Origin of the sequence: Sorangium sp. So ce693, from assembly GCF_051521375.1 — a bacterium.
Lineage (GTDB): Bacteria > Myxococcota_A > Polyangia > Polyangiales > Polyangiaceae > Sorangium > Sorangium atrum.
The window spans coordinates 827,521-850,425 of the sequence record NZ_CP150347.1 but is presented as its reverse complement, the minus strand read 5'-3'; the positions used below and the strand labels follow the sequence as shown (position 1 = coordinate 850,425).

Genomic DNA, 22,905 nt, shown 5'->3' with positions numbered 1-22,905 from the left:
GAATTTCCGCGAATATCGATGTAGAGTCGGCACGAAGCCGCTGACGATAACGTCCTCGTTACACATCGGGAACTCGATGCCTGACGTGCCGCCGCTGGATGAGAATGAGACCTCTCCTCCAGGCCCGTCCCACCCTCCAGCGCAGCCCGGGCCAGGGACACCGCGCCCCCCTCCCCACCCGCCCGGAGCCCGCACCGTCCCGGCTGGTGTCGGCGCGCTTCCGCGCCGTCCCGCATTTCGATAGTCTCGGCGCCGCTGAAGCCCGCCCTCGACGCCTTGCTCTCGCTGCGCGCGAAGACGCTGCTGGCGATCGCCGCCACGCTGCTCGGGCTCAGCTTTGCCCTGTACGGCGTGTCCTCGAGGGCGCTCCTCGCCAACTCGATGGCCGCCGAGGCGCAGGACACCCGCCGCACCGTGCACGTGGCGCTCAACCTCTTCCGCCAGGCCAGCAGCGACTTCAACGCGCGCTGGACCGACTGGAGCCAGTGGGACGACGCCTACGCGTTCGTGCAGGACGGCAATGAAGAGTTCGTCCGCTCGAACCTCGTCGCCCAGCTCTTCGATATCGCCCGGATCGATCTCGCGGTCTTCGCCGGCGCAGACGGGACCCCCGTGTACAGCACCGGCTACGACCACGCCACGAAGGGCTGGGCCCCCGTGCCGCGCGGCATCGCCGAGCGGCTCCGCGTCGGCGATCTCCTCTTCGGGCGGGACACGCCCAGCAGCGCCGTCCGAGGGGGCATCGTCCTCCTCCCGGATGGGCCGATGCTCCTCTGCTCCCAGCCGAGCGTCGGCAGCTCCGGCCGCGGACCGGTCGCCGGCACCGTCACGTTCGGGCGCTTCTTGACCGACGCCGAGATCAAGCGCCTCACCGAGCCCGCCGGCCTCTCGCTCGCCGTGCACCGCCTCGACGATCCCCAGCTGCCCGAGGACTTCCGCGAGGCGCGCGCCGCCCTGTCCGACCGCGACCTGATCCTCGTCCACCCGCTCGGCGCCGACAGGATCGCCGGATACACCGTCCTCAACGACATCGACGGCCGCCCGGCGCTGCTCGTGCGCGTGGACAACGACCGGGCCATCCTCAGGATGGGCCATGACACGTTGCGTTATCTCGTGCTCGTGACGGTGGTGGTGGGCCTGGTCTTCGGCGGCGTCACGCTGCTGCTCCTGGAGAAGCTGGTCCTGTACCGGCTCGCCCGCCTCAGCCGGGAGGTCACGGAGATCGGCGGCGTCGGCGACCTGTCGGCGCGGGTCGCGATGCCGGGCACCGACGAGCTGTCGCGCCTCACCGGCTCGATCAACGGCATGCTCTCGGCCCTGGAGGCGAACGCGCGGCGGCAGAGCCAGCAGAAGGCGGCGCTCGAGCAGGCGAAGGCGGCGGCCGAGCGGGCCCACGAGCGCTCGGACCGGCTCCTCCTCAACATCCTGCCGAGGACCATCGCCGATCAGCTGAAGGAGCATGAGCAGCTCATCGCCGAGCACTTCGAGGAGGTGACCGTCCTCTTCGCGGACATCGCGGGCTTCACCCCGCTCGCCGCGCGCCTCCCCCCGGCGGAGCTCGTCGGCCTGCTCAACCGGATGTTCTCCTCGTTCGATCAGCTCGCCGAGCAGCACGGCCTGGAGAAGATCAAGACCATAGGAGACGCCTATATGGTCGTCGGCGGGCTGCCGGCGCAGCGCCCCGATCACGCGAGGGCCATCGCGCGGATGGCGCTCGCCATGACGCACACCGTGCGCCAGTTCGTCGCCGACGACGGAGAGCCGTTCCAGCTCAGGATCGGCATCAACACCGGGCCTGTCATCGCGGGCGTGATCGGCAAGAAGAAGTTCAGCTACGACCTCTGGGGCGACGCGGTGAACGTGGCGAGCCGCATGGAGTCGAGCGGAGAGCCCGGCCGGATCCAGGTGAGCGAGGCGAGCTATTCCCTGCTCGCGCGAGATTTCCTCCTCGAGGAGCGAGGCCTCGTGGCGATCAAGGGCAAGGGCGCGATGAAGACCTATTGGCTCATCGGCGAGAACACACCGCAGTAGCGCGGCGCGCGGCCGCGACCGCGCTCGTTTGCGTTCGTTTGTGCTCGTTTGCGCTCGTCACCACGCGATTGACACGCCCCCGTCCGATTGACAAGGCGAGGCAGGCGTGCAATGGCTGCCCGCCCGATGTCAGACCAGGAGCGACGCGCCCTCATGGACAAGCAGGCCCCGAACGAGACGACGCTTCCCGTCACCGTCCGCGAACCGGGCCCCGGAGAGGACCGCGACGAGCTCGTGCGCCTCCTCTTCGGCGACGCCGCGGCGTCGGCCAGGCGGCCCGAGGAGTACGAGGCGCGCTATCCCCGGCGCGCGCTGCCCAAAGGCGCGATGGTCACCCGCTACGCGCCGAGCCCGACCGGGTTCATGCACATTGGCGGCATCTTCGTGTCGCTCATCAACAAGCGGCTGTCGCTCCAGAGCGAGGGCGTCTTCTACCTCCGCCTCGAGGACACCGACGTGAAGCGCGCCATCCCCGGCGCGCTCGACACCATCGTCGACTCCCTCGCGCGCTTCGATCTCTCCCCTCAAGAGGGCGTGCTCCGCGCGCCGGCGAAGGACGGAGGCGCGTCGTCGCGAGGCGAGTTCGTGCAGCAGGGCAGCTACGGCCCCTATATCCAGACGGAGCGTGTCGAGATCTACCGGGATTACGCGATCGACCTCATCCGCCGCGGCTTCGCCTACCCCTGCTTCTGCACGGTCGAGGAGCTCGACGCCATCCGGCAGGAGCAGATGGCCCTCACGGTGAAGCCCGGGGTCCACGGCCGGTGGGCGAAATGGCGCGACGCGCCGCTCGCCCGGGTGAAGGAGGCGCTCGCGGGCGGCACCCCGTTCGTGCTCCGGCTGCGCGCCCCGGACGACGTCTCCGGCCGCGTCGAGTGGAAGGACGGCGTGAAGGGCGTCATCTCGATGCCCGTCAACGATCTCGACACCATCCTCCTCAAGTCGGACGGCATCCCGACCTACCACTTCGCCCACGCGATCGACGATCACCTGATGCGCACGACGCACGTGATCCGAGGCGACGAGTGGATCTCGTCGATGCCGCTCCACCTGCAGCTCTTCCGCACGCTCGGCTTCAGGCCCGTCGAGTACGCCCACGTCCCGCCCATCCAGAAGCTCGATCGCGCCGAAGAGGTCGACCCGGAGACGGGCGAGACGAAGGTCTCGGACGCGCGGCGCAAGCTGAGCAAGCGCAAGGACCCCGAGGCGAACATCGCCTATTACCGGGAGATCGGCGTGCCGGAGACGGGCACCATCGAGTACCTGCTCAACATCGCCAACTCCGCGTTCGAGGACTGGCGCAAGGCGAACCCCGACAAGCCCTATTCCGCCTTCCCCCTCAAGCTCAACAAGCTCGCCCCCGGCGGCGCGCTGAGCGACATGGTGAAGCTGAAGAGCGTGAGCCAGGCGGTCGTGAGCCGGATGAGCGCCGAGGACGTCTATGCCCAGGGCCTCGACTGGGCCAGGGAATACGACAAGGAGCTCGCCGCGCTGATGGAGCGAGATCCGGAGTACACGAAGCGCGCGCTCGGCATCGAGCGCGGCGGCAAGAAGTCGAACAAGCGCATCACCACCTGGCCCGACCTGCGGCCCCAGCTCTTCTTCTTCTACGACGAGCTCTACGGCGGCGTCGACGCGTTCGATTTCCCCGAGAACGTCCCGGAGGCAGATCGCTGGGCGGTGCTGAAGCAGATGCTCCATGTCTTCGATCCCGCCGACTCGAAGGAGGCGTGGTTCGAGAAGGTCCGGAGCATCGGGGTGGCGCTGGGCTACGCTGGCGAGGTGAAGCAGTACAAGGCATCTCCCGAGTCGTGGAAGGGCCATGTCGGCGACGTCTCGATGGTGGTCCGGGTCGCGGTCTGCGGGACCCGGAACAGCCCTGATCTGACCGAGGTCATGGCGGTGCTGGGCGAGCCGCGCGTGCGGGCGCGCATCGAGCGCTTCGCGCGCTTGCTCTGAGGCGCGGCGTGACGAGCCCGCGGGCCGCGCGACGAGGGCGCGGCCGGCAGCGGCAGGAGGAAGAGCGATGAGCGAGGTGTGCCGGTTCGCCCCGTCGACCACCGGGCCCGCCCACCTCGGCACGCTCGCCGCGGCGCTGCTCTGCTGGCTGGACGCGCGGTCGCGGGGCGCGCGGCTGGTCCTCCGGCTGGAGGACCTCGATCCCGACCGCTGCCGGCCCGAGTTCGCGCGCGCCATCGAGGACGATCTCGCGTGGCTCGGGCTCGATTTCGACGAGCGCGTCGAGCAGCACGCGCGGAGCACGCACCACGAGGCGGCGATGGACCGGCTCGAGGCGCTCGGCGCACTGTACCCCTGCTCCGCGACGCGCGAGGAGGTGCGCGCGATCGGCCGGCGCGCCCCGGACGGCGGCTTCGCCTACGACAACCGCGCCCGCGGCCGCGCGCTGCCGCCCGGCGGGTGGCGCGCGAGCGTGGAGCCGATCCGGGCGCGGCTGCCGGACGGCGTGTTCCGGCCCCTGGACGAGGGGGGGCTCGACCTGTCGCAGGAGCCCGCGCTCGCGATGGGCGATCCCGTGGTTCGCCGGCGCGACGGCGCCTTCTCCTACCAGCTGGCGGTGGTGGTCGACGACGGCGCGGCGGGCGTCACGCGCGTCGTCCGGGGGCGCGACATCGCGCCGAGCACCGCGACGCAGGCGGCGCTAGAGGCGCTGCTCGGGCTGCCAGCGCCTGTCTACCGGCACCACCTGCTCCTCCTGGAGGAGCGCGGCGGCAAGCTGGCGAAGACGCACGGCGCGGCGCGCGGGGCGGCGCTCGCCCGGAGCGCGCCCGCGCTCACCGGAGCGCTCGCGTGCTGCGTCGGCCTGCGGGATCGCCCCGATCCGTGCACGCCGACGGAGCTGCTCCGGGAGTTCGACTGGTCGCGCGTCGCGACCGAAGACCGCGTGGTGAGCCTCCGCGACGGGTCGCTCACGCTGACGGCGAGCGGCCCCTGAGGAGCGCGTAGATCAGGCGGGCAGCGGCGAGACGGCGCGTCCCAGCATCGGGAGCCACGTGAGGACCGCGTTCGGCCGCGGGAAATCGTCGTCGTCGTCGTCGTCGCGCCGGCCATCACGCCCGCGGCGGGAGCGGCTGCCAAACAGCGTCCAGGCGCGCCACGCCTGCTCGGCGAGGTCGCGCGCCCGTCCCGACGAAGTGTCATGTCCAAGGAGCATCATGTGTGGCTGCCGCTTACCACAGGTCCAGCTCGGCGCGCCAGCGTTCCACGTCGAGGCCACGCGAACGTGACCGTCGCGATGTCCGGCCGTGGTGCCTGGACGTCCCTGCTCCTTCACGGCGCGCGGGATGCAGCGACCCGGCGCTCGACCTCCCGGGTCGTGACCGCAGCCTCGCAGCCTGGCGACCCTCGCTGGAATGCGCCATGAACGTCGCCCGGACTCGCTCATGGCCACCGCCCCCACCGCCCTGAAGCCGTCGTCGCCCTTCGCCGCCTTCACGTCGCGCGATTTTTGCGTTTACGCGGCGGCCCGCCTGCTGGCCACGGTGGCGTACCAGATGCAATCGGTCGCCGTGGGGTATCAGATCTACGACCTCACGCGAGATCCGCTGGCGCTCGGTTATGTGGGGCTCGCCCAGTTCCTCCCTGTTGCGGGGCTGTCCCTCGCGTCCGGGCACGCGGCGGATCGCTTCGATCGGCGGCGGATCCTCGTCCTTTGCTACCTCACCTCGGCGCTCGCGGCGCTCGCGCTCTTCTTCCTCGCGCGCTCGCCGAGCCCGAGCTTGCCGGCCATCTATGGGGTGCTCGTGCTCCTCGGCACGGTGCGCGCCTTCCAGGGGCCGGCCGGCTCGGCGCTCCTGCCCACGCTCGTGCCGGCGGAGCACTTCCAGAACGCGGTGACGTGGCAATCGACGCTCTGGCAGGTCGGCGCCATCGGCGGGCCGAGCCTGGGCGGGCTGCTCTACGCGCTCTGGAAGGCGCCTGCGCCGGTGTACCTGAGCGCGAGCCTCGCGCTCGCCGCGGCGTGCGCCGGGCCCCTGGCCGTGCGGGCGCCCGCCGGCCGCCTGGAGAGGAAGCCGCCGTCGCTCGCCACGGCGCTCGCCGGGCTGCGCTACGTCTACCGGAAGAAGGTCCTCCTCGCGTCGATCTCGCTCGACTTCGTGGCCGTCTTCCTGGGCGGCGCGGTCGCGCTCCTGCCCATCTACGCGACCGACGTGCTCGGGGTCGGCCCGCAGGGGTTCGGCTTCCTGCGCGCCGCGCCGGCCGTGGGGGCCGGGCTCATGGCCGTGGTCCTCGCCTTCCGGCCCATCGCGCGGCGCGCCGGGTCGAAGATGCTCCTCTGCGTCGGGCTCTTCGGGGTCGCCGCGGTCGTGTTCGGCCTGTCGCGGAGCTTCCTCCTCTCGCTCGTCGCGCTCACCGTGATGGGCGCCGCCGACATGGTGAGCGTCGTCGTGCGGATGACCCTGGAGCAGCTCGCCACCCCGCCCGAGATGCGCGGCCGCGTGAGCGCGGTCAACATGGTGTTCGTCGGCGCCTCGAACGAGCTCGGAGAGCTCGAGTCGGGCACCCTCGCGAAGCTCATCGGGACCGTGCCCACCGTGGTGTTCGGCGGCCTCGGGACGATCGCGGTCGTGCTGCTCTGGGCATGGCTGTTCCCCGAGCTGCGCGCGGTCGACCGGCTCGAAGACACGCGCGCGACCTCCGAAGAAGACGCCGCCGAGAAGGCCTGACGCGCGCCTCGCGTCGAGCGCGCCCGCAGCACATCATCGCTCTCGGCCCCGTGAGGGCCAGTCGCTCTCTCGAGGACTGGAGGCGACCACTCGATTCGTGAGCTCCGCGGCGAGAGCGCGAGACGGCTCGGCGCGAATTTGACCGCGAGCTCACCCGCAATCTCGCGAGGCCGAGCGCAACAAATGCAACTGAACACAACCGGACACAACCGAACACAAATCCAGTGCGAAAACGATTGCGCACCACGTACGACGCACCGCTTCCCAAGATCATTCGCAATTTGACGAGGACGTTATAATGCACACTGAGCGGCACGCCATCATACAACGCACGACGACAATCCCAGCCAGGCTGTCCGAATCGCTTGACACAGAGGTATCCCAGGACCTTACATGTCTCATGGATACGATTATCGCGTGGGCTGTTGGTATCATGATGACATGGGCCCCGCCTGGGAAGAGCTTCATCAAGGACGCGGTCGAGACGCCCGAGGAAGGCCGCGCGCGCTACCACGAGATCGCGCGCGCGGCGGCGAAGGTTGCCTATGATCCCGCATTGAAGCCGCTCTTCGGCGGCCCGCGCGGTCGAGCCGAGACGATGGCGCTGCTCTTATCGATCGCGTATTTCGAGAGCGGCTACCGTCGTGACGTGGACCTCGGGATCGGGAAGCTCGCGCGCGGCTCGGGGCTCGACTCCTGTCTGCTCCAGGTCCGCGTCGGCGCCGGCAAGACCCGGGAGGGGTGGTCGCACGCGGATCTCGTCGGAGATCGAGAGAAGTGCTTTCGCGCGGGACTCGCGCTGATCAAGGGATCCTTCGGAGCGTGCCGCAAGCAGGAGCCGCGCGACCGGCTCAGCGCATACACGCGCGGCAGGTGTATCGACAACGACAAGCATTCGAGGGCGCGCATTGGACGAGCGCTGAACGTGCCGCGCGCGCCGATGACGGACGCGGCGGTGCTCGCCGCAATGCCAGGGCGCGACCCCCTCCCCGCCGCGCCGCCGAGCGCGCCGCCCGCGACCGGCGCGGCCGGAACGGTCGCACCAGTCGGAACCGCCGGAAACGATAGCTAGCGCGGCGAGGATGCGGGGGACTGTCCGGCGCGCGAGCGCGTGGAGATTGCCCCGTTCACGACAGCCCCGGCCGCGCCTGACGATCCGCTGGAGGCGCGCTCAGCCCCGGATCAGGTTCGTTGCCGCCTCGGCGGTGAGATAGCTCTTGCTCTTCATTCCCAGGCGGATGGACGACAGGCTCACGTCGGTCTCCCCCTGGAGCGCGGCGATCGTCAGCGCGTTGTGGCAGTAGATGTTGATGAGCTTCGGGCTCCCGCCGCTCCGCGCGTGCAGCAGCTGCTGCGACGCGAGGTCCAGCTGGAGCCCCCGCCGGCTCCCTCCGACCGAACGCATCCGGAAATCGATGTATTCGATCATCTCCTGCTGCGTCATGCCGGGCAAGAGGAGCGACTGAGCGCCTGAGTAGAGCTCGCGCGGCACGCCGTTGGAGGCGAGGGTCGCGGGGAGATCGGGGGAGCCCACCAGGATCATCGAGAGCTTGCCCGCCGGGGCACAGCGCAGGATGTCATGGAGCTCCATCAGGAGATCGTGGTCATCCGGATCGACGCCGTCGACGACCAGGACGGCGATCGCGTCCGACCCGGCGCGGAGGAGCGCTTGCCCGAGGAACGCGTCGACGAGGAACTGCTGGCTCAGCGTCGGTGTGATGGCCGTCGCCCCCACCTGCCTGCACAGCGACACGAGCGGCCGCGTCCCGAAGAGCAGCTGCGGCTCGATCGAGAAGACATGGATCCGCGGGACCTTGTTCTTGATCATCTCACAGACGAAGGTCCGGCCGCTCCCCGGCTCGCCCACGAGGATCGCCGGGCGCTGCCCGGCGACGATCTGCGACGCCAGCGTCCTCAGGATCCAGGCGTAAGGGCCTGCGTCCCAGAAGAAGCTCGGCTGCCGGATGTCGCTGAACGGATAGCCGGTCAGCCCGAAATGATCCCGGTAGCTGTACTGACCGGTGAAATGCCCGACGGCGGTCGAGCTGCTCACCAGGATCGTGCCCGTCGGCGTGGCGAGCGGGCCCCTCGGTGGTTCAGGGAGCTCGCTGATCCTCGTATCGGCGAGATCCATGGGGGCGCCGAGCAGCGCGCTCTTCGGCTCCGACATCTCTCGCGGCCTGACGCTGCTGCGCCGGAGCATCAGCATGTCCTCGAGGAACGCCACGATGTGCCCGGCCGACGGCCGCTCCTGCGGCCGCTTCGCCATGCAGCGGCGCAAGAGCTCCGCGAGGAGCGGATCGATGTCCGGCATCGCCAGCTTCGGATCCGGGACGGGCGCGTGGCAGTGCGCCTGGAAGCAACCAGCGAGATCCCGCGCCGAGAAGGGCGTCCTGCCCACGAGCAGGTGGTAGAACGTGCAGCCGAGGCTGTAGATGTCCGACGGAGGCGCGATGTCCTGCCCGGTCCATTGCTCCGGGCTCATGTAGAACGGCGTGCCCTCCAGCGTGCGGGCGGAGCTGCTTCCCAGCGGGCCGCTCTCCGGATGGGACGCCAGGCCGAAGTCGGCGATCTTGAGCGTCCCCGACGCATTGAGGAGGAGGTTGGCAGGCTTGACGTCGCGGTGGGAGATGCCGAACGACGCCGCGAGCTCGAGCGCCGCCGCGGCCTCGCGCATCTTCTCGATCCCGAACTGCTCCGGCAGGCGGCCGCCGTGCTGCTTGGCCGCCTGCGCCATGGTGAGGCCGTGGACGTACTCCATGGCGATGTAGCGGACGTCCTCGTCCTCGCCGACCTGGAAGATCTGCACCACGTTCGGGTGGAGGAGGCGCGCCGCGGCGCGCGCTTCGCGCAGGAAGCGGTCGCGCCGCTCGGGATCGGTGTCCGCGCTCCCCTTCGCGATCAGCTTCACCGCGACGTCGCGCTGGAGCACGCTGTCCCTGGCCAGGTACACGGCGCCCATCGCGCCGATGCCGAGCAGCTGGATCAGCTGGAATGGTCCCAGCCACTGTCCCGCCAGGTGGGTCAGCGTACTCGCAGGCTCCGCGATCATCGGACTCTCATTCCCATCTTGCCATCAAACCCCAGCGCTCGCCGGGCGAATGTGTCGGCTCCAGCGCACGGCCCGCTCACGACCCGCCGGTGGAGCTCACAGCTGCCCCGCGCCGGGCCCCGCGTCGCTCCGGGCCCGACCCCGCCCCAGGATGTGTCCCATCGTGAACGCGGAGAGGACGAGGACCGTGACGATGATCGGTACGGCGTAGGTCGCGAGGGACGCGATGTTGGGCGCGGCGCCCGCGCCGGCCGCCGCGCCGACGCCGGCCGCAGCCTTGTCGGCGCCGCCCACCGTCATCAGGATGGCCGTGGCCATCGAGGCGGCGATCGAGAGCAGGGCGATCGCGAGCCCCGCGGCGAGGCCGCTCGGGCCTGTCGGCTCCAGCACGACAGGCGCCGCGGGCGACGCGATCGACGGCGAAGCGACCGGGACCGTCACCAGCGGACCGTCCAGCTTGACATGGACGTTGACGACCATGTCCTGGCCGGTCCACGGGATGACGAGCCCCTGCGGGCCCGCGCTCGCGGCGGCAGGGGGCGCCGCGGATGCCAGGCGCGCTCCCGCCCGGGACTCCTCATGGTTGATACCGCTGTTCATCATGGCCTCATGGGCGGGGTTGGTCTGGTAGTGAAGCGTGTCGGCGTCCTCGTCGAGGGGGCCCGGGCGCCTCTTCGCCGGCATCACCTCCGTGACGCTCGACGGCGCCGGCGCGCGCTGCTCGGACAGGGGAGGCCGCTGCGCGGGTGCCCGCTCCCGCGCGGGCGCGGCGTCGGCCTTGCGAGCGCCCCCGCTCGCGACGTGATCTGCGGCCGCCTTCTTCATGACGTCGGCGATCACGCCGTAGACCTCGGTCCACGCCGACTCGACGTCGCGCGTGAAGCCGTCGCCCAGCCCTTCGCGCAGCGTCCAGAGCAGCGCCTCGCCCACCACGTCGTAATGGCGATCGACCACCATGTAGCCGTGGTGCCGCACGCCGAGCGCCTGGAGCACCGGCACGAGCCTGCCCAGGTTGTTCAGCCCGTCGACGGCCACGGCGAGCGTCTGCATGAGCTTCTTCTTCTGCTCGGCCATGTCGTTCTTGAACAGCGCCCGCACCGACGGCTCGAGCTCGAAGAGGCGGTCGTAGAAGAGCGCCGCCGCGGCGTCCGAGATGGGCATCACCTTCGCCCACGATCGCTGCACGAGCTCGATGGTGCGCAGGCTGATCGGCGCGCCCGCGGGCGGGCCCGCGGGCGCGGGCGCGGGCGGCGGCGGGTCCCCCTGCCAGGGCGGCACGACCCCGACGAGCGTCCGCGAGGCCTTGGTCGACGAGGGCGGCGGCACCGACTTCGGCAACTGCACCGCCTGCTCCACGGGCGCCGAGCGCTGCGCCGGTTGCGACGCGCCGATCCGCGGGGCGTCCCTCCCGGCCGGCACTGGCGAGGGGTGCGCCGGCGCGGCGCCCACGGTTGCGTGCGCCGCGGCGGCCTTCTTCATGACGTCCGCGACCAGGCCGTAGACCTCTTTCCACGCGGACTCGACGTCGGCCGAGAAGGAGTCGCCGAGCCCCTCGCGCAGCGTCCAGAGCAGCGCCTCGCCCACCACGTCGTAATGGCGATCGACGACCATATAGCCCTGGTGCCGGACGCCGAGGCCCTGGAGCACCGGCACGAGCTTGGGCAGGTTGTTCAGCCCATCGACGGCCACGGCGAGCGTCTGCATGAGCTTCTTCTTCTGCTCGGCCATATCGTTCTTGAACAGCGGCCGCACCGACGGCTCGAGCGTGAACAACCGCTCATAGAACAGCGCCGCCGCGGCGTCCGAGATGGGCATCACCTTCGCCCAGGACCACTGCACGAGCTCGATGGTGCGCTGGCTCAGGAGCTCCGGCGGCTGCGCGCTGCGCGCTTTGTTGAGGAACTCGGGCGCGCCGTAGGCCCCCGGCCCTCGCTGGGTGGCAGGCCCCGTGGAGGGCAACGCACGCGCCGCGGGCGCGGGCGCGCTGGCGCTGCGTTGCGGCTTGGCAGCATCCCCCGGCGTCGCGGCGCCGCGCGTGTTGGTCGAGGGTGCGAAGGGATCGTTCGGTTTGGCCATCGTGGTTGTCCGCTGGAGGTTACCGGGAATGCGCCGGTGAGGTGCGCGCCGCGGCGCGCGTGTTCAGAGCCCAGGAGCCGCCTCTATCGCCATCCTACATCACGGGGCCGGCGGCTGCCTACGGCGCGGCGAGAGGGCTGCGCCGCCGGCGCGAGGCGCCCGTGGAAGCGCGGGCACCATGTCGTCGAGCGCTCGACGAGCGCTCGACCAGCGCGCAACGAACGCGCTCGACCAGCGCGCAACGAACGCGCACAGATCGCGGCGACCGTGCCCGGCGTGCGGCTGGACGACGAGGGGACCGAGGCCGGGGACGTGGTGCTGGCGAACCGCACCGGTGCGGGCCGCGTAGCGCTGCGCACTTTCCGAGCGACACCGGCCCGGCCGGAGCCACTTATACAACCCGCAACGCGCGCAACGAGCGCGGCCGCGAAACGACGGGTGGCGGGCGGCCCACCCGCGACAGGTCCGACCGGACCGGATCGCCCGCGGGCCCGACCGCGGCCACCTTCTCCCGAAGGATGCCGTGAGAAGGAGCGGCCTCGGCACCTCCACACCGCGAATCACCAGCTGATGGAATCAGCTCTCCCCAGCACATCTCGCGCGCTCCGCGCCACGCGCTCGCCGCCGACGGACAGGGCATCGGAGCGACAGCGCGCCGGAGCCGCAGAGAGCGATTGAGTCCGCGCCATCGACGCTCGGTGTTCCAGAAGGGGTCTGCCTCTTATCGTCCTTGCGCTCGCTCCGCTCCGTGTCGCCGCGCTCCGAGGGAACGACTGGGACCCAGGGCGCGCGACGCCGCCGGACCGACCAGGACCTCTCCCGAGAGGCGCACCAGGCGAGCAGGCAAAGCGAGCGACGAGCAGCGCTTGCCTGAAGGGGCCGGACAGCCGATTCGCTCAGGCCGCCTCTCCGGCATCACGCTCGGCGCCAGCGGACGGGCTCTGAAAACGAAAAACGCGAGGTGGCCTGTTCCGGCCAATCCTCGCGTCCTCTTGTTGCTTTTGCTGCTTGGGTCGTGGTTGCGCGGGCAGGATTTGAACCTACGACCTTCGGGTTATGAGCCCGACGAGCTACCAGGCTGCTCCACCGCGCGAGAGGGAATCTACTCACGGCCTCGCTGCGGTCAAGGATTCTCTCACGGCCCGGTGTCGATTGTGTCCATTCCCCTTTCCGAGGCTTCCGAGGCTTGCCGAGGGCGGCACACCTCGGCTCGCCCGGGCGGTGCTCCTCCCCTCCCCCTCCCCCCTCCCCGTCAGCCCAGCCAGTCCGGCACGAGCGGCGACGGCGCCGCCGTCGAGATCACCCAGAGCTGGTGCGCCGCGCGGGTCGCCCCGATGTGGAGCAGGTGCCGCGACTCGTCGTCCGCCGAGTAGGTCGACGCGTTCACGTCGACCAGCACCACGTAGTCGTACTCGAGGCCCTTCACCTGCCGGACCTCCGTCACCTCGACGCCGGGGCGGAACGCGAACTCGTAGGCGCGCACGCGCCGGAGGTTCGGGATCTCCGCCATCCGGAGGGCGTCGTAGTAGACGTCCGCCTGCTCGGGGTGGCGCGCCAGGATCGCCAGCGTCGCGCGGGGCTCCCGCGCGAACAGCGGGCGGATCGCGTCCGCCAGGAACGCGACGGCCGCGCCGGCGCTCGGGAAATGGTGGTGCTCGACCGGCGCCCCGCTGCGCGGGGCCAGGGGCGGCGTCGGATCCGCCAGCGGGCCCAGCACCGCGCGGGCGAACGCGAGCACCTCGCGCGTCGAGCGGTACGCGATGCGCAGCGGCTCGACGTCGACCCGCGACAGGCCGAGGTCGTCGAGCGTCGCCCGCCAGTCGCGGAAGCCGGAGTCCATGAAGAGCCGCTGCGCCGTGTCGCCCGCCAGCGTCACGCTCCGCGGCTCGGCCACGACGCCGAGCAGCACCGCGAGGTCGATCGGCGCGAGATCCTGCGCCTCGTCCACGAAGAGGTGCTCGTAGACGAGCACGTTCTTCCCCTTGCGGAGCTCGCCCCGGAGCAGCTGGTACGCCCGCAGGAGGAGCGCGTCGTCCTCCGGGTCGAGCACCGCGCGGTCGTCGCTCGAGACCTCGCGCCCGTCCCCGCCCCGGTCGTCGTCGTCGTCCGCGGGCTCGTCGGCCATCGCCGCCTTGCGCTCGGCGCGGTCGCCGGGGTCGAGATCGAGCACGGCGGGGCAGCGGTCCGCGCACCAGCGCCACGCGCGCTTGACCTGCTCCGGGCCGAACTCGGGGTCGCCCGCCGCCTCGAACGCGGCCATCACCCGGTCGAGATCGGTGAGCACGTCCGCCCAGAACGCGAGGGTGCCGCGCGAGTCGCGCCGCGCCCGCGCGTCGTCCTTGAGCTCCGCCGCGCGCTGCTCGAGGAGGTGGAGCATCGCCGGGTGGGTCTTGTAGCGGGTCACGACCGAGGGCGTGTTCTCCTCGACCGGCGCCTCGAGCCACGGGAACGCGCGCTTCCGGGCCGCGCGCGCCCACTCGGAGAACGTCTCGACCGCGATGCCGCCCAGGCCGAGCGCGGGGAGCGCCTCGCTGATGTACGCGCGGAGCGCGGGGCTGCCGACGATGACGAGCATCTTGTCGGCGGTGAAGCGGCGCCCTCCGTTGTAGGAGAGGAAGGCGAGCCGGTGGACGCCGATCGTCGTCTTGCCGCTGCCGGCGCCGCCCTGGATGACCACGATGCCGGCGTCCGGCTTCGAGATGAGCTCGAACTGCCGCGGGTCGAGGAGCGCCGCGATCTCCGGCAGGTGCCGGTCCTCGCGGGCGTGGAACGCCGCCCCCGTCCCGAGCCCGCCGCGCGCGCCGCCCGCCGCCGCGCGCGCGATGTCGCGCATGTCCTCGGGGCGCACCGCGCTGCCCTGCCCGCCGGAGAGCTCGGTCGCCCGCGTCGCGATCTCGCGGAAGCCGCCCGAGGGCCCGCGCACGAGCGTCCCCTGCGGCGCCGAGATGCGATAGAGCTCGCCGTCGTCGATGGTCACGGTGCGCCGCACGAGCACAGTGCCCTCGACGTCGCGCTCGCCGAAGGTCTCCTCGTACTCCGCGCCCTCCTCGTAGCGGTAGTAGATCTGGCTGACCGGGGCGTGGCGCCAGTCGACGATCCGCACGCCCGCGCTCGCGTCGACGAGCGTCGTGCGCCCGATGAGGACGTCGCGCTCGGGGCGGCCTTTCTCCCGGAGGCGCAGGTGGCCGAAGTAGGGAGACTTCGGATCGACGGGCTCGACGACGTTCTCGTTTCGCCGCGCGGCGATCCCTTGCAGCCGCTCCATCTGCTGCACGAGCGCCGGCACGTCCTCCAGCCGCGCCGCCGCGATCTGATCGCGCAGCGAGAGGAGCTGCTCCTCGTAGTTCTCGGCGGGCGGCGGGCGCGACGGCTTGGTCGCGGCGGTGGCGAGGTGCGCGATGACGCGGGCGAGCAGCGCCTCCTCCTCGCTGACGATCGCCGCGCCGCGCTCGCTCAGCCCGGCGCCGGGCGCGCCGTCGGTCGACATGGGCGACGTGGGCGGCGCAGGCGGCGCGGGCCGGGCGGACGTCGTGACGGTGGCCGAGGACGGCGCGGTGGACTGCTCTCGGGTGTGCGTGGGGCTCGTAGAACGATTCGCGGTCACGGGGATGCCGATACGATGGAGGATGAGGTGACAGGCTGAGCCGGAGCGTCAGCACGCCAGACATCCGTCGCGGCCCGTTGACGCAGGAGGGTCGGACCTATTGACCGATCCAGCTCAGCTCCGCAACCACCGCGTGGGGCCCCCCACGCTATCAGCGTCTGAGCGCGTTTCGGCGCGCCTCGACAGGCCGGTTCGCGCCTCGGCGGGCCGCCGCGCGCCACGCGAGCGCCCTCGGTGCGTAACGTGCCCTGCGTCCGAGGGCGGATCCGCCGTGGGCGGTGGCGTTCTGGATTGAGGTCACGTGGGCGGACGCCGTACAAGGCAGCGATGCAAAACTGCGCGACCCGGTCCGACCGGCTCCTCGAGCTGATCCTCTTCTCGCTGCGCGATCGCGGGGCGCTCTGCGCGCTGGTCCTCGCCGCCTACCGGGTCGAGTTGACCAGCCTGCTCGACCGCGTCTCCTCGGGCTCGATCGGGGACGATGACGACGATCGGGAGGTCGCGCCGCAGGCCCGCGGGGATCGCGCCGGCGGATCCCCGGCGCGCGCCCGCGCCGAGGGGCGCCGCACGGAGGCCCGGATCAGCGAGGAGGACGCGTTCCTCATCTACGATCTCGCCGGGTGCATCGCCGAGGCGGCGGGCGCGGCCCGCCTCCCGGTCGTCCGCCGCGACGCGCTCGCCCTCCGGGAGAAGGCGGCCGAGGTGCACGCCGGCGGCGAGCGCGCTGAGCGGGACATGTTCGCGGCCGGGCTCAGGGTGATCGACCGGATCCTCGACGCGGCCCGCGCGCAGCCCTCGCCGCGGAGCGAGCCCGCGAGCAAGGACCTGAACTGAGCGGAACCGGGGGGGGACCGAGCGGGAGCGTGCACGCCGGGCGCTCCATCGATGGCCTGCTCCCTGCACGGGGTGCCGCCGCGGGGCGCTCCGCCTCGGTCCCTGGGGCGCGCTCGCGCCCCGGCGGGTCGCGCTCGCGCCGAAGGACAGCATGAGCATCCCCTGCGCCGGCTCCCTCTCCGCGCCGCGAACGCTGCGAAGCCCGCTGTGGCGCGCGGCCTCGAGCGCGCCGATGCGCGTCTCCTTCGCCGGGGGTGGCAGCGACCTGCCCGGCATCGCCCGACAGGACGGCGGGCGCGTCGTGGGCGCCGCGATCGATCTGCGCGTGCGCGTGATCGTGGAGCCGTTCGATCGAGGCTGGGTGCGGCTCGAGCTCGCCGCGCGCGGCGAGGGACGGGCGGAGCCGCACCCGACCGAGGGCGCCGGCGCCGCCGGAGGGGGGCGCGTCCTCCTGCGGCGCCGCGCGGATCCTCCGCGCGACGATGTCGCCTTCCGCCTGATCGAGGCGACGCTCTCCGCGGCGGGCGTGGGCGACGGGGTCGCCCTGCGGGTCGAGAGCGAGACGTCGCCCGGGGCCGGCCTGGGCGGCAGCGCGTCGGTGGCGGTGGCGGCGCTCTTCGCGCTGCGCGCCTCGATCGGAGAGGCCGTCGCGCCGGAGGATCTGGCGCGCGAGGCGGTCGCGATCGAGCGCGAGCGCCTGTGCAACGCGTGCGGCGCGCAGGATCAGGTGTTCGCTGCGTTCGGGGGGCTGCTCGATCTCGCCTTCGACGCCGGCGGCTGCTCGGGGGTGCGGCCGCTCGCGATCGGCTGTCCGGACCTCGTGCCCGCGCTCTCGGCGGGGCTGCTGCTCGTCGACACGGAGGTGCGGCGCGTGTCGGGCGAGGTGCTGGATCGGATGGACTCGGGCTCGGCGTGCGACGCGAAGGGCGAGCTCGTGGCGGCGGCCGGTGAGGTCGCGCGCGGCTTCGAGCTCGGCTCGCTCTCGCTGGTGCTCTCGGGCATGCGCCGGGGCGCGGCCGCGAAGGTGCGCCTCTCGAGGGCGGCGAGCGCGATCGCGCTCTCGCTGGAGCGGCGGCTCGACGGCCTCGGGGTCGAGGTCCTCCGGGTGTGCGGCGCAGGCGGCGGCGGGCACATCCTCGTGTGGGCGCCCGCCGAGCGCCACGCGCGCATCCTCGAGGCGCTCGGCCCGTCCCTCGTGCGGCGGCCCGCGCTCGGCGCCCCCGGCGTGCGGCTCGACGGGGGCTGACGCGGGCGGACGCGCGCCGCGGCGCCAGGCGCTCGTCCCGAGGCGGGCCTTCCGCGCGGCGCTAGGCGCTAGGCGCTCGTCCTGAGGCGGGCCTTCCGCGCGCCGCGCTCGAGCGCGAGCGCGATGAGGCGCTCGATCAGCTCGCGCGCGGGGATGCCGCTCGCCTCCCAGAGCTTCGGGTACATCGAGATCGCCGTGAAGCCGGGGATGGTGTTGATCTCGTTCACGTAGAGCGCGCGATCGGGCGAGAGGAAGAGGTCGACGCGGGCCATCCCCGACGCCTCCAGCGCGCGGAACGCGCGGAGCGCGACCAGCTGCACGGCGTTCGCCTCGGCCGGGGAGAGGTCGGCCGGGATCCGGATCGTGGCGCCGTCGGCGTCGATGTACTTCGCGGCGTAGGAGTAGAAGCCGTCGGCGTGCCCGACCACGATCTCGCCGGGCACGGAGGCGATGGGGTCGTCGTCGCCGAGCACGGAGCACTCGATTTCACGCACGCCCTCGATGCCCTGCTCGCAGACGATCTTCAGGTCGAACTCGAAGGCGTGCTCGACGGCCGCCTCGATCTCGGAGCGCGCCTTGACGCGCCGGACGCCGACGGACGACCCGAGGTTCGCGGGCTTGACGAAGATCGGCCCGAAGCCGGCGCTGCCGGGGGCGGAGAGGGCGGCGATCTGCTCGATGCACGCGCCGCGATCGCGGTCCCACGCGGCCCGGCGGAGCGTGACGTGGGGCACGATGGGGATCTCCGCCTCGCGGAGCAGGCGCTTCATCACGTCCTTGTCCATCCCGACGGCGGAGCCGAGCACGCCGGAGCCGACGTACGGGACCCCGGCGAGCTCGAGGAGGCCCTGGACGCAGCCGTCCTCGCCCGTGGGCCCGTGCAGGACGGGGAAGACCACGTCGATCGGGGAGCGCGCGCCGCCCGGCACGGTCAGCATGGCCTCGCCGGCGGGCCCGGGGTGGGCGTCGAGGGCGATCTCCGGCATCGCCTCGTTCAGCCGGGCGAGGCGGGGGTCGCGCGCCGCGCTGAGGAGCAGCGCCTCTTCCTGGAGCAGCCAGCGGCCGGACTTGTCGATGCCGATGAGCACCGGCTCGAAGCGGTCGCGGTCGAGCGCCTCGACGACGAAGCGGGCGGACAGGAGGGAGATCTCGTGCTCGGCCGAGCGGCCGCCGAACAGGACGGCGACGCGCACCTTCGCGGGGTTCCGCATGGCGGCACCCTAGCCGCGATCGCACACGAGGGCGAAGAAGCCGGCGGATCGAGGGAGACGGCTACTCGGAGAGGACGCGGAACGACTTGCGGACCGTCGCCATCGCCACGCGCGCGATGTGGCCGTCCGCGAGCTCGACGTCGACGGCGGTGAGCTGGCCCTGCCGCTCGATCAGCCTGGCCACGCTCACCCTGGATCCCCGGGCGACCTCGGCGCGCGCGACCTTCACGTCCGAGAGCGCCTCCAGCTGGACGCCGACGGCGATGCCGCTCGCCACCTTGGCCGACGTCTCCTCGCTCGCCCCGGCCGCTCCGGCGGGGACGACCACGGCGAGCGCCGCGACGACCGCAACGAGGAGGCCGCCCGTCGTGCTCCTTCGACTGCAGGTGAGCATCGCGCCCGATTCTACGCGGAAGGAGAGCGATGTCACCTGCGTTGTCACCGGATCGTGGGGTCCGTCCAGGAAGCCCTCCGCGACGACATCGAGCCCGCCTGTCGGCACGGAACGCAGAGGCGCATCGTCCCGCTGGGGCTGCCCTCGGCCGGAAGCGGGCATCCCCGACGGGGCGCTCCGCGCGCGCTGGCCGCGGCCGCCCCGGCGAGCAGCGCGACACGCCATCGAGCTCGGCAAAAAGGGTCCCAATCTGCCGACCTCGCTCGTGTCCGATAAAGGCGAGGAGACATGATGAAACCGCGATCGCTTATTTCAGTCACAGCCGCGCTGCTGTTTCTCGGCGTCTCGATTTCCGAGGCCGCTGCTGAGGACAAGACACCGACCAGGCAAGAGAATTACAGTTATACGTTCACCGACGATCTGCTGGATGCCTCGAACAGCTCAGCGACCGGCGCCATGCTCCAGGTCCGACAGCCTGGGCGTCGCGACAGGCTGCTCCGACCGAGACTCCACTTCATCCCGGAGATGCTCAAGTCGGTCGAAACGATGTGATGGGGCGCCGCCTCCTCGACGGAGGAGGAGCCGACGAGGAAAGGATCACGCATCGGTCGATCGGCCCCGCCCACGGGACGGAGCGGGCACCGCGCCGAAGCTAGGCTCCGGTCGATTTCCGGCGCCGCTCGCGCATCTTGCCGAGCTGGAGCACGATCTCGTGCATCCTGCGTTGCTCATTCTCCACCATCTGCTCGAGCTCGCGCTGAAACCATACGCCGAGTGTGCTCTCGATCGGGCGCGGGAGCCCCAGATCGCCCGGCTCCTCGGTCATCCAGAGGAGCTGCAGCCCGGAGGCCTCCAGCTGGTTGCGCGCGTACTGCATCGCGAGCTGGATCGCCTGCACACCGTCGATCCCGTACACGCACTTGCTGGATCCGTCGTCCAGGCCCTCGAAGACGACGGGACACGCCCAGTCCACCCCAGGAGGGCTCACCTCGAACGGCCGTCCAATTTTCAAGACGATTTCTCGCCCAGGCTGACCTTCCACGCTGTAGCGACGCTCCGCGATCGGCGAATCCTTCTCGTCCATGCGATGAGGCTACTACGAGAATTCGACCGTGCACTACACGAGCCAGACAGTCCATGCTGCCGAGCTCGGAGAGCCTGCACGCTCGCGGCCTCTCCTGGGGCCGTGTCAGCGCGCTCCCCTGCCCTCGTCGAGGCTACGCGTCTCGGGAGCTCGGCAGCCCGACCGGGGCCGGCGTGCGGGTCCTTCTCGCGGCGGCCGCGGCGGCTCCACCGAGCGCGCGAGGGTCGCCATCACCGGTCGATGGTTGCCATCACCGGTCGACGTTCGCCATGGCCGGTCGATGGCTGCGATGACCGGTCCATTGTCACCCAAGGACCGCTCGATGGTCGCCAAGGACCGCTCGATCGCGGCCCTGGCCAGTCGATGATCGCCAAGAACCGAGGTCGTCCCCGCGCACGCGGGGGTGAACCGGACAGCACCGTCGAGGCGCTCGAGACGATGGGGTCGTCCCCGCGCACGCGGGGGTGAACCAGTCCTCTTCTGTGGCGTGCTCCGCCCACCGGAGGGAGGACAATTGAACCTGTCCTCGTTGCAGAGCGGAAGCCGCAGGATCCGAGGTGGGGCGAGATGTGTGAGGCCCTCGGGGTCCGGCTCGTGTGGCCGGATACGTTCGCAAGCGCACTCGATGAGCGGAATGTGTCCAGCCGCTGACGACCTCTCACAGCTCGACCTGGTAGACGCCTCCGACGCCGCTAGATCCGGGGTGCCGCGCGCCACGAACGCGACGCTGGCAGCGCCGCGATGTCTGATAGATTGCGCCCGTGATCAGCGACTCCACCGAGCTCCACGCCGGGCCGTTCACTCCTTCGGACCTGCGCGTCGTCTCGTTCCGCGGGCGTGAGGCGCTCTCCGAGCTGTTCTCGTTCCAGCTCGTGGTGCAGGCCGCCCCCGAGCTCGAGGGCCGCGACGCCGAGCTGCTTGGCCGCCTCGCCTCGTTCATCCTGCGCGACGGCCGCGGCGCCGAACGCCGCATCGAGGCGCTCGTCGACCAGGTGCGCGCAGACGCCACGGTCACCCCGCGAACCGGTCCCACCTGGCACGTCCGCCTCGTCCCCCCGCTCGCGCTGCTCAGGCGCCGAACCACGAGCCGCATCTTCCAGGACGAGACCGTGCCGCAGATCCTCCAGCACGTCCTCGCCGCCGCCTCCCTCCCTGTCGAGCTCCGCCTCTCGCGGACGTACGCGGTCCGGAGCTACTGCGTCCAGTACCGCGAGAGCGACCTCGCGTTCGTGCGGCGGCTCGCCGCCGAAGAGGGGATCGCCCTGTGCTTCGCCGATGCGCCGGACAGCACCGCCGCGGCCGTGGCCCGCGCGCCTGTGATCTTCCTCGACGACCCCGCGCACTATGCCGCGACGTTCGGCGGGGAGGTGCCCGCGGCCCTTGTCCTTCGTCCGGAGGCAGGCTTCGCCCAGACCGGCCTCGAGATCGTCTCCTTCAGCCTGCAGCGCGCGCTCAAGCCCGTCACCGTGCACCTCAGGGACTACGACTTCCGCCGGCCCAACCTGGTCCTCAGCGAGAAAGCGGGCAGAGAGGCCGGCAAGCCGCCGCTCGATGTCTACCAGCATCACGCCGACTACGACGCGCCCGAGGTCACGCCCGAGCGCGCCCAGGTCTTCCTGGAGCAGGTCCAGCGCCGCTCCGTCGTCGGCCGTGGCGAGAGCTGGGTGCGCGCGCTTGCGCCGGGACGCCGCATCGATCTCCTCGCCGAGGCATCTCCCGGCCTCGAGGGCGCCTACGCCGTCACCCGCGTCGTCCATGAGGGCCACACCCCCGAGCTGTCCGGACAGCCCGCCGAGCGCGCCTACCGCAACCGCTTCGAGTGCGTCCCGGCGACGGCGCTGCTCCGGCCACGTGCACCGGCGCGCAAGCCGAGGCAGGTCCTGGAGACGGCGATCGTTACCGGGCCGACGGGGCACGAGGTCCACACCGACGAGCACGCGCGCGTGAAGGTGCAGTTCCACTGGGATCTCGACGGGAAGCGCAACGAGAAGAGCTCGGCGTGGCTCCGCGTCGCGCAGAGCTGGGCGGGCGCGTCGTTCGGCTCGCAGTTCATCCCGCGCGTGGGCATGGAGGTGCTGGTCGGCTTCCTCGGCGGCGACACCGACTGCCCGGTGGTGCTCGGGTGCCTGTACAACGCCACGCACCCGCCGCCGTTCCCACTCCCCGCAGACAAGCTGAAGAGCGGCTTGCGAACCCAGAGCTCGCCGGGCGCGGGCGGGACGAACGAGCTCTCGTTCGATGATCGCTCGGGCGCAGAGCGCGTCCTTCTGCACGCAGCGCGCGACCTCGAGGAGGTCGTCGCCAACGATCACCGCCTCAACGAGACCGGTCAGCAGGCCATCGTTGTCGGCGGGAGCCGGCAGGAGACGATCTCCGGGAGCCAGACCCAGGTCACCTCCGGCGATCGGCGGGTCGTCACCCTCGGCAGTCGAATCGATCAGATCGCCGGCACGCAGCGCGAGGAGGTTGGCGGAGGCCGAAGTGTCGTCGTGTACGGCATCGACACCCAGACGGTGAAAGGCAGCTCGCTGCAGACGGTTGAAGGCGAGGCGAACCTGCGCGTGCAAGGGAGCTTCAGCCTCGAGGTCGGGACCGAGGAGGACCCCCCGGACGGTGGAGGCGTTCTCGTGGGGAGACTATGCGGTCGGCAGCGCGAGCGTGCTGCGGCTGCGAGGTGAAGGTGGGCTC

The 22,905-nt window shown here is 71.5% G+C and carries 16 protein-coding genes and 1 tRNA gene; 9 read left to right on the top strand and 8 right to left on the bottom strand.

Translation table 11 applies throughout. The features are described 5' to 3' along the window. The first annotated feature begins 276 nt into the window (after window positions 1-276). The 3 genes from WMF14_RS03265 (at window position 277) to WMF14_RS03255 (ending at window position 4,984) form a co-directional block, all read left to right on the top strand. Entirely contained in the window at window positions 277-2,031 is a 1,755-nt protein-coding gene (locus tag WMF14_RS03265) for an adenylate/guanylate cyclase domain-containing protein (RefSeq protein WP_437798713.1), read from the top strand. A 153-nt stretch (window positions 2,032-2,184) separates the two neighbouring features. Beyond that, on the top strand, window positions 2,185-3,990 hold the full coding sequence (locus WMF14_RS03260; RefSeq protein ID WP_272097678.1) for a glutamate--tRNA ligase: 1,806 nt from the start codon (window positions 2,185-2,187) through the stop codon (window positions 3,988-3,990). 67 nt (window positions 3,991-4,057) lie between these two features. Continuing rightward, window positions 4,058-4,984: a glutamate--tRNA ligase family protein gene (locus tag WMF14_RS03255; RefSeq protein WP_437798711.1), complete on the top strand. Its 927-nt coding sequence runs from the start codon at window positions 4,058-4,060 to the stop codon at window positions 4,982-4,984. Between the two features lie 12 nt (window positions 4,985-4,996). Here the strand turns inward: WMF14_RS03255 and WMF14_RS03250 are convergent, their stop codons facing one another. Further along, window positions 4,997-5,206: a hypothetical protein gene (locus WMF14_RS03250; protein ID WP_272097676.1), complete on the bottom strand. Its 210-nt coding sequence runs from the start codon at window positions 5,204-5,206 to the stop codon at window positions 4,997-4,999. A gap of 226 nt (window positions 5,207-5,432) precedes the next feature. Here WMF14_RS03250 and WMF14_RS03245 point away from each other — a divergent pair, with 226 nt between their 5' ends. Next, window positions 5,433-6,716, top strand: a complete 1,284-nt coding sequence (locus WMF14_RS03245) for an MFS transporter (protein WP_437798710.1) — start codon at window positions 5,433-5,435, stop codon at window positions 6,714-6,716. A 298-nt stretch (window positions 6,717-7,014) separates the two neighbouring features. Continuing rightward, window positions 7,015-7,788, top strand: a complete 774-nt coding sequence (locus WMF14_RS03240; RefSeq protein ID WP_437798708.1) for a hypothetical protein — start codon at window positions 7,015-7,017, stop codon at window positions 7,786-7,788. 99 nt (window positions 7,789-7,887) lie between these two features. Here WMF14_RS03240 and WMF14_RS03235 read toward each other — a convergent pair whose 3' ends face one another. From WMF14_RS03235 to WMF14_RS03220, 4 genes are all read right to left on the bottom strand, one after another. After that, complete coding sequence (locus tag WMF14_RS03235) at window positions 7,888-9,768, bottom strand: protein kinase domain-containing protein (protein ID WP_437798707.1); 1,881 nt, start codon at window positions 9,766-9,768, stop codon at window positions 7,888-7,890. A gap of 96 nt (window positions 9,769-9,864) precedes the next feature. Beyond that, window positions 9,865-11,844 carry a globin family protein gene (locus WMF14_RS03230; protein ID WP_437798705.1) on the bottom strand — a complete coding sequence of 660 codons (1,980 nt, stop codon included), beginning with the start codon at window positions 11,842-11,844 and terminating at the stop codon, window positions 9,865-9,867. Between the two features lie 1,016 nt (window positions 11,845-12,860). Next, window positions 12,861-12,937, bottom strand: a tRNA-Met gene (locus WMF14_RS03225). A 159-nt stretch (window positions 12,938-13,096) separates the two neighbouring features. Continuing rightward, window positions 13,097-15,448, bottom strand: a complete 2,352-nt coding sequence (locus tag WMF14_RS03220) for an ATP-binding domain-containing protein (protein WP_272097670.1) — start codon at window positions 15,446-15,448, stop codon at window positions 13,097-13,099. 327 nt (window positions 15,449-15,775) lie between these two features. Here WMF14_RS03220 and WMF14_RS03215 point away from each other — a divergent pair, with 327 nt between their 5' ends. After that, complete coding sequence (locus WMF14_RS03215) at window positions 15,776-16,282, top strand: hypothetical protein (RefSeq protein ID WP_272097669.1); 507 nt, start codon at window positions 15,776-15,778, stop codon at window positions 16,280-16,282. Window positions 16,283-16,433: 151 nt separating this feature from the next. After that, a complete protein-coding gene (locus WMF14_RS03210) occupies window positions 16,434-17,528 on the top strand; it encodes a GHMP family kinase ATP-binding protein (protein ID WP_437798702.1) in 1,095 nt (364 codons plus the stop codon). Window positions 17,529-17,596: 68 nt separating this feature from the next. Here the strand turns inward: WMF14_RS03210 and WMF14_RS03205 are convergent, their stop codons facing one another. Next, window positions 17,597-18,739 carry a D-alanine--D-alanine ligase family protein gene (locus tag WMF14_RS03205; RefSeq protein WP_437798701.1) on the bottom strand — a complete coding sequence of 381 codons (1,143 nt, stop codon included), beginning with the start codon at window positions 18,737-18,739 and terminating at the stop codon, window positions 17,597-17,599. Between the two features lie 61 nt (window positions 18,740-18,800). Continuing rightward, complete coding sequence (locus tag WMF14_RS03200; RefSeq protein WP_437798700.1) at window positions 18,801-19,241, bottom strand: hypothetical protein; 441 nt, start codon at window positions 19,239-19,241, stop codon at window positions 18,801-18,803. Between the two features lie 180 nt (window positions 19,242-19,421). On the opposite strand from WMF14_RS03200, the gene WMF14_RS03195 reads away from it, so the two are divergent. Continuing rightward, entirely contained in the window at window positions 19,422-19,685 is a 264-nt protein-coding gene (locus tag WMF14_RS03195) for a hypothetical protein (protein WP_437798699.1), read from the top strand. A gap of 100 nt (window positions 19,686-19,785) precedes the next feature. On the opposite strand, the gene WMF14_RS03190 is transcribed toward WMF14_RS03195, so the two are convergent. Next, window positions 19,786-20,217: a DUF6968 family protein gene (locus WMF14_RS03190; RefSeq protein WP_437798698.1), complete on the bottom strand. Its 432-nt coding sequence runs from the start codon at window positions 20,215-20,217 to the stop codon at window positions 19,786-19,788. Window positions 20,218-20,978: 761 nt separating this feature from the next. Between WMF14_RS03190 and WMF14_RS03185 the strand changes: the two genes are divergently transcribed. After that, window positions 20,979-22,895, top strand: a complete 1,917-nt coding sequence (locus WMF14_RS03185) for a type VI secretion system Vgr family protein (RefSeq protein ID WP_437798697.1) — start codon at window positions 20,979-20,981, stop codon at window positions 22,893-22,895. Window positions 22,896-22,905: the final 10 nt, after the last annotated feature.

Coding starts and splice junctions, on each gene's coding strand:
- WMF14_RS03235 (WP_437798707.1), bottom strand. CDS start 9,768: ATGATCGCGGAGCCTGCGAGTACGCTGACCCACCTGGCGGGACAGTGG.
- WMF14_RS03215 (WP_272097669.1), top strand. CDS start 15,776: ATGCAAAACTGCGCGACCCGGTCCGACCGGCTCCTCGAGCTGATCCTC.
- WMF14_RS03210 (WP_437798702.1), top strand. CDS start 16,434: ATGAGCATCCCCTGCGCCGGCTCCCTCTCCGCGCCGCGAACGCTGCGA.
- WMF14_RS03195 (WP_437798699.1), top strand. CDS start 19,422: ATGATGAAACCGCGATCGCTTATTTCAGTCACAGCCGCGCTGCTGTTT.
- WMF14_RS03190 (WP_437798698.1), bottom strand. CDS start 20,217: ATGGACGAGAAGGATTCGCCGATCGCGGAGCGTCGCTACAGCGTGGAA.
- WMF14_RS03205 (WP_437798701.1), bottom strand. CDS start 18,739: ATGCGGAACCCCGCGAAGGTGCGCGTCGCCGTCCTGTTCGGCGGCCGC.
- WMF14_RS03250 (WP_272097676.1), bottom strand. CDS start 5,206: ATGATGCTCCTTGGACATGACACTTCGTCGGGACGGGCGCGCGACCTC.
- WMF14_RS03245 (WP_437798710.1), top strand. CDS start 5,433: ATGGCCACCGCCCCCACCGCCCTGAAGCCGTCGTCGCCCTTCGCCGCC.
- WMF14_RS03230 (WP_437798705.1), bottom strand. CDS start 11,844: ATGGCCAAACCGAACGATCCCTTCGCACCCTCGACCAACACGCGCGGC.
- WMF14_RS03260 (WP_272097678.1), top strand. CDS start 2,185: ATGGACAAGCAGGCCCCGAACGAGACGACGCTTCCCGTCACCGTCCGC.
- WMF14_RS03240 (WP_437798708.1), top strand. CDS start 7,015: ATGCACACTGAGCGGCACGCCATCATACAACGCACGACGACAATCCCA.
- WMF14_RS03255 (WP_437798711.1), top strand. CDS start 4,058: ATGAGCGAGGTGTGCCGGTTCGCCCCGTCGACCACCGGGCCCGCCCAC.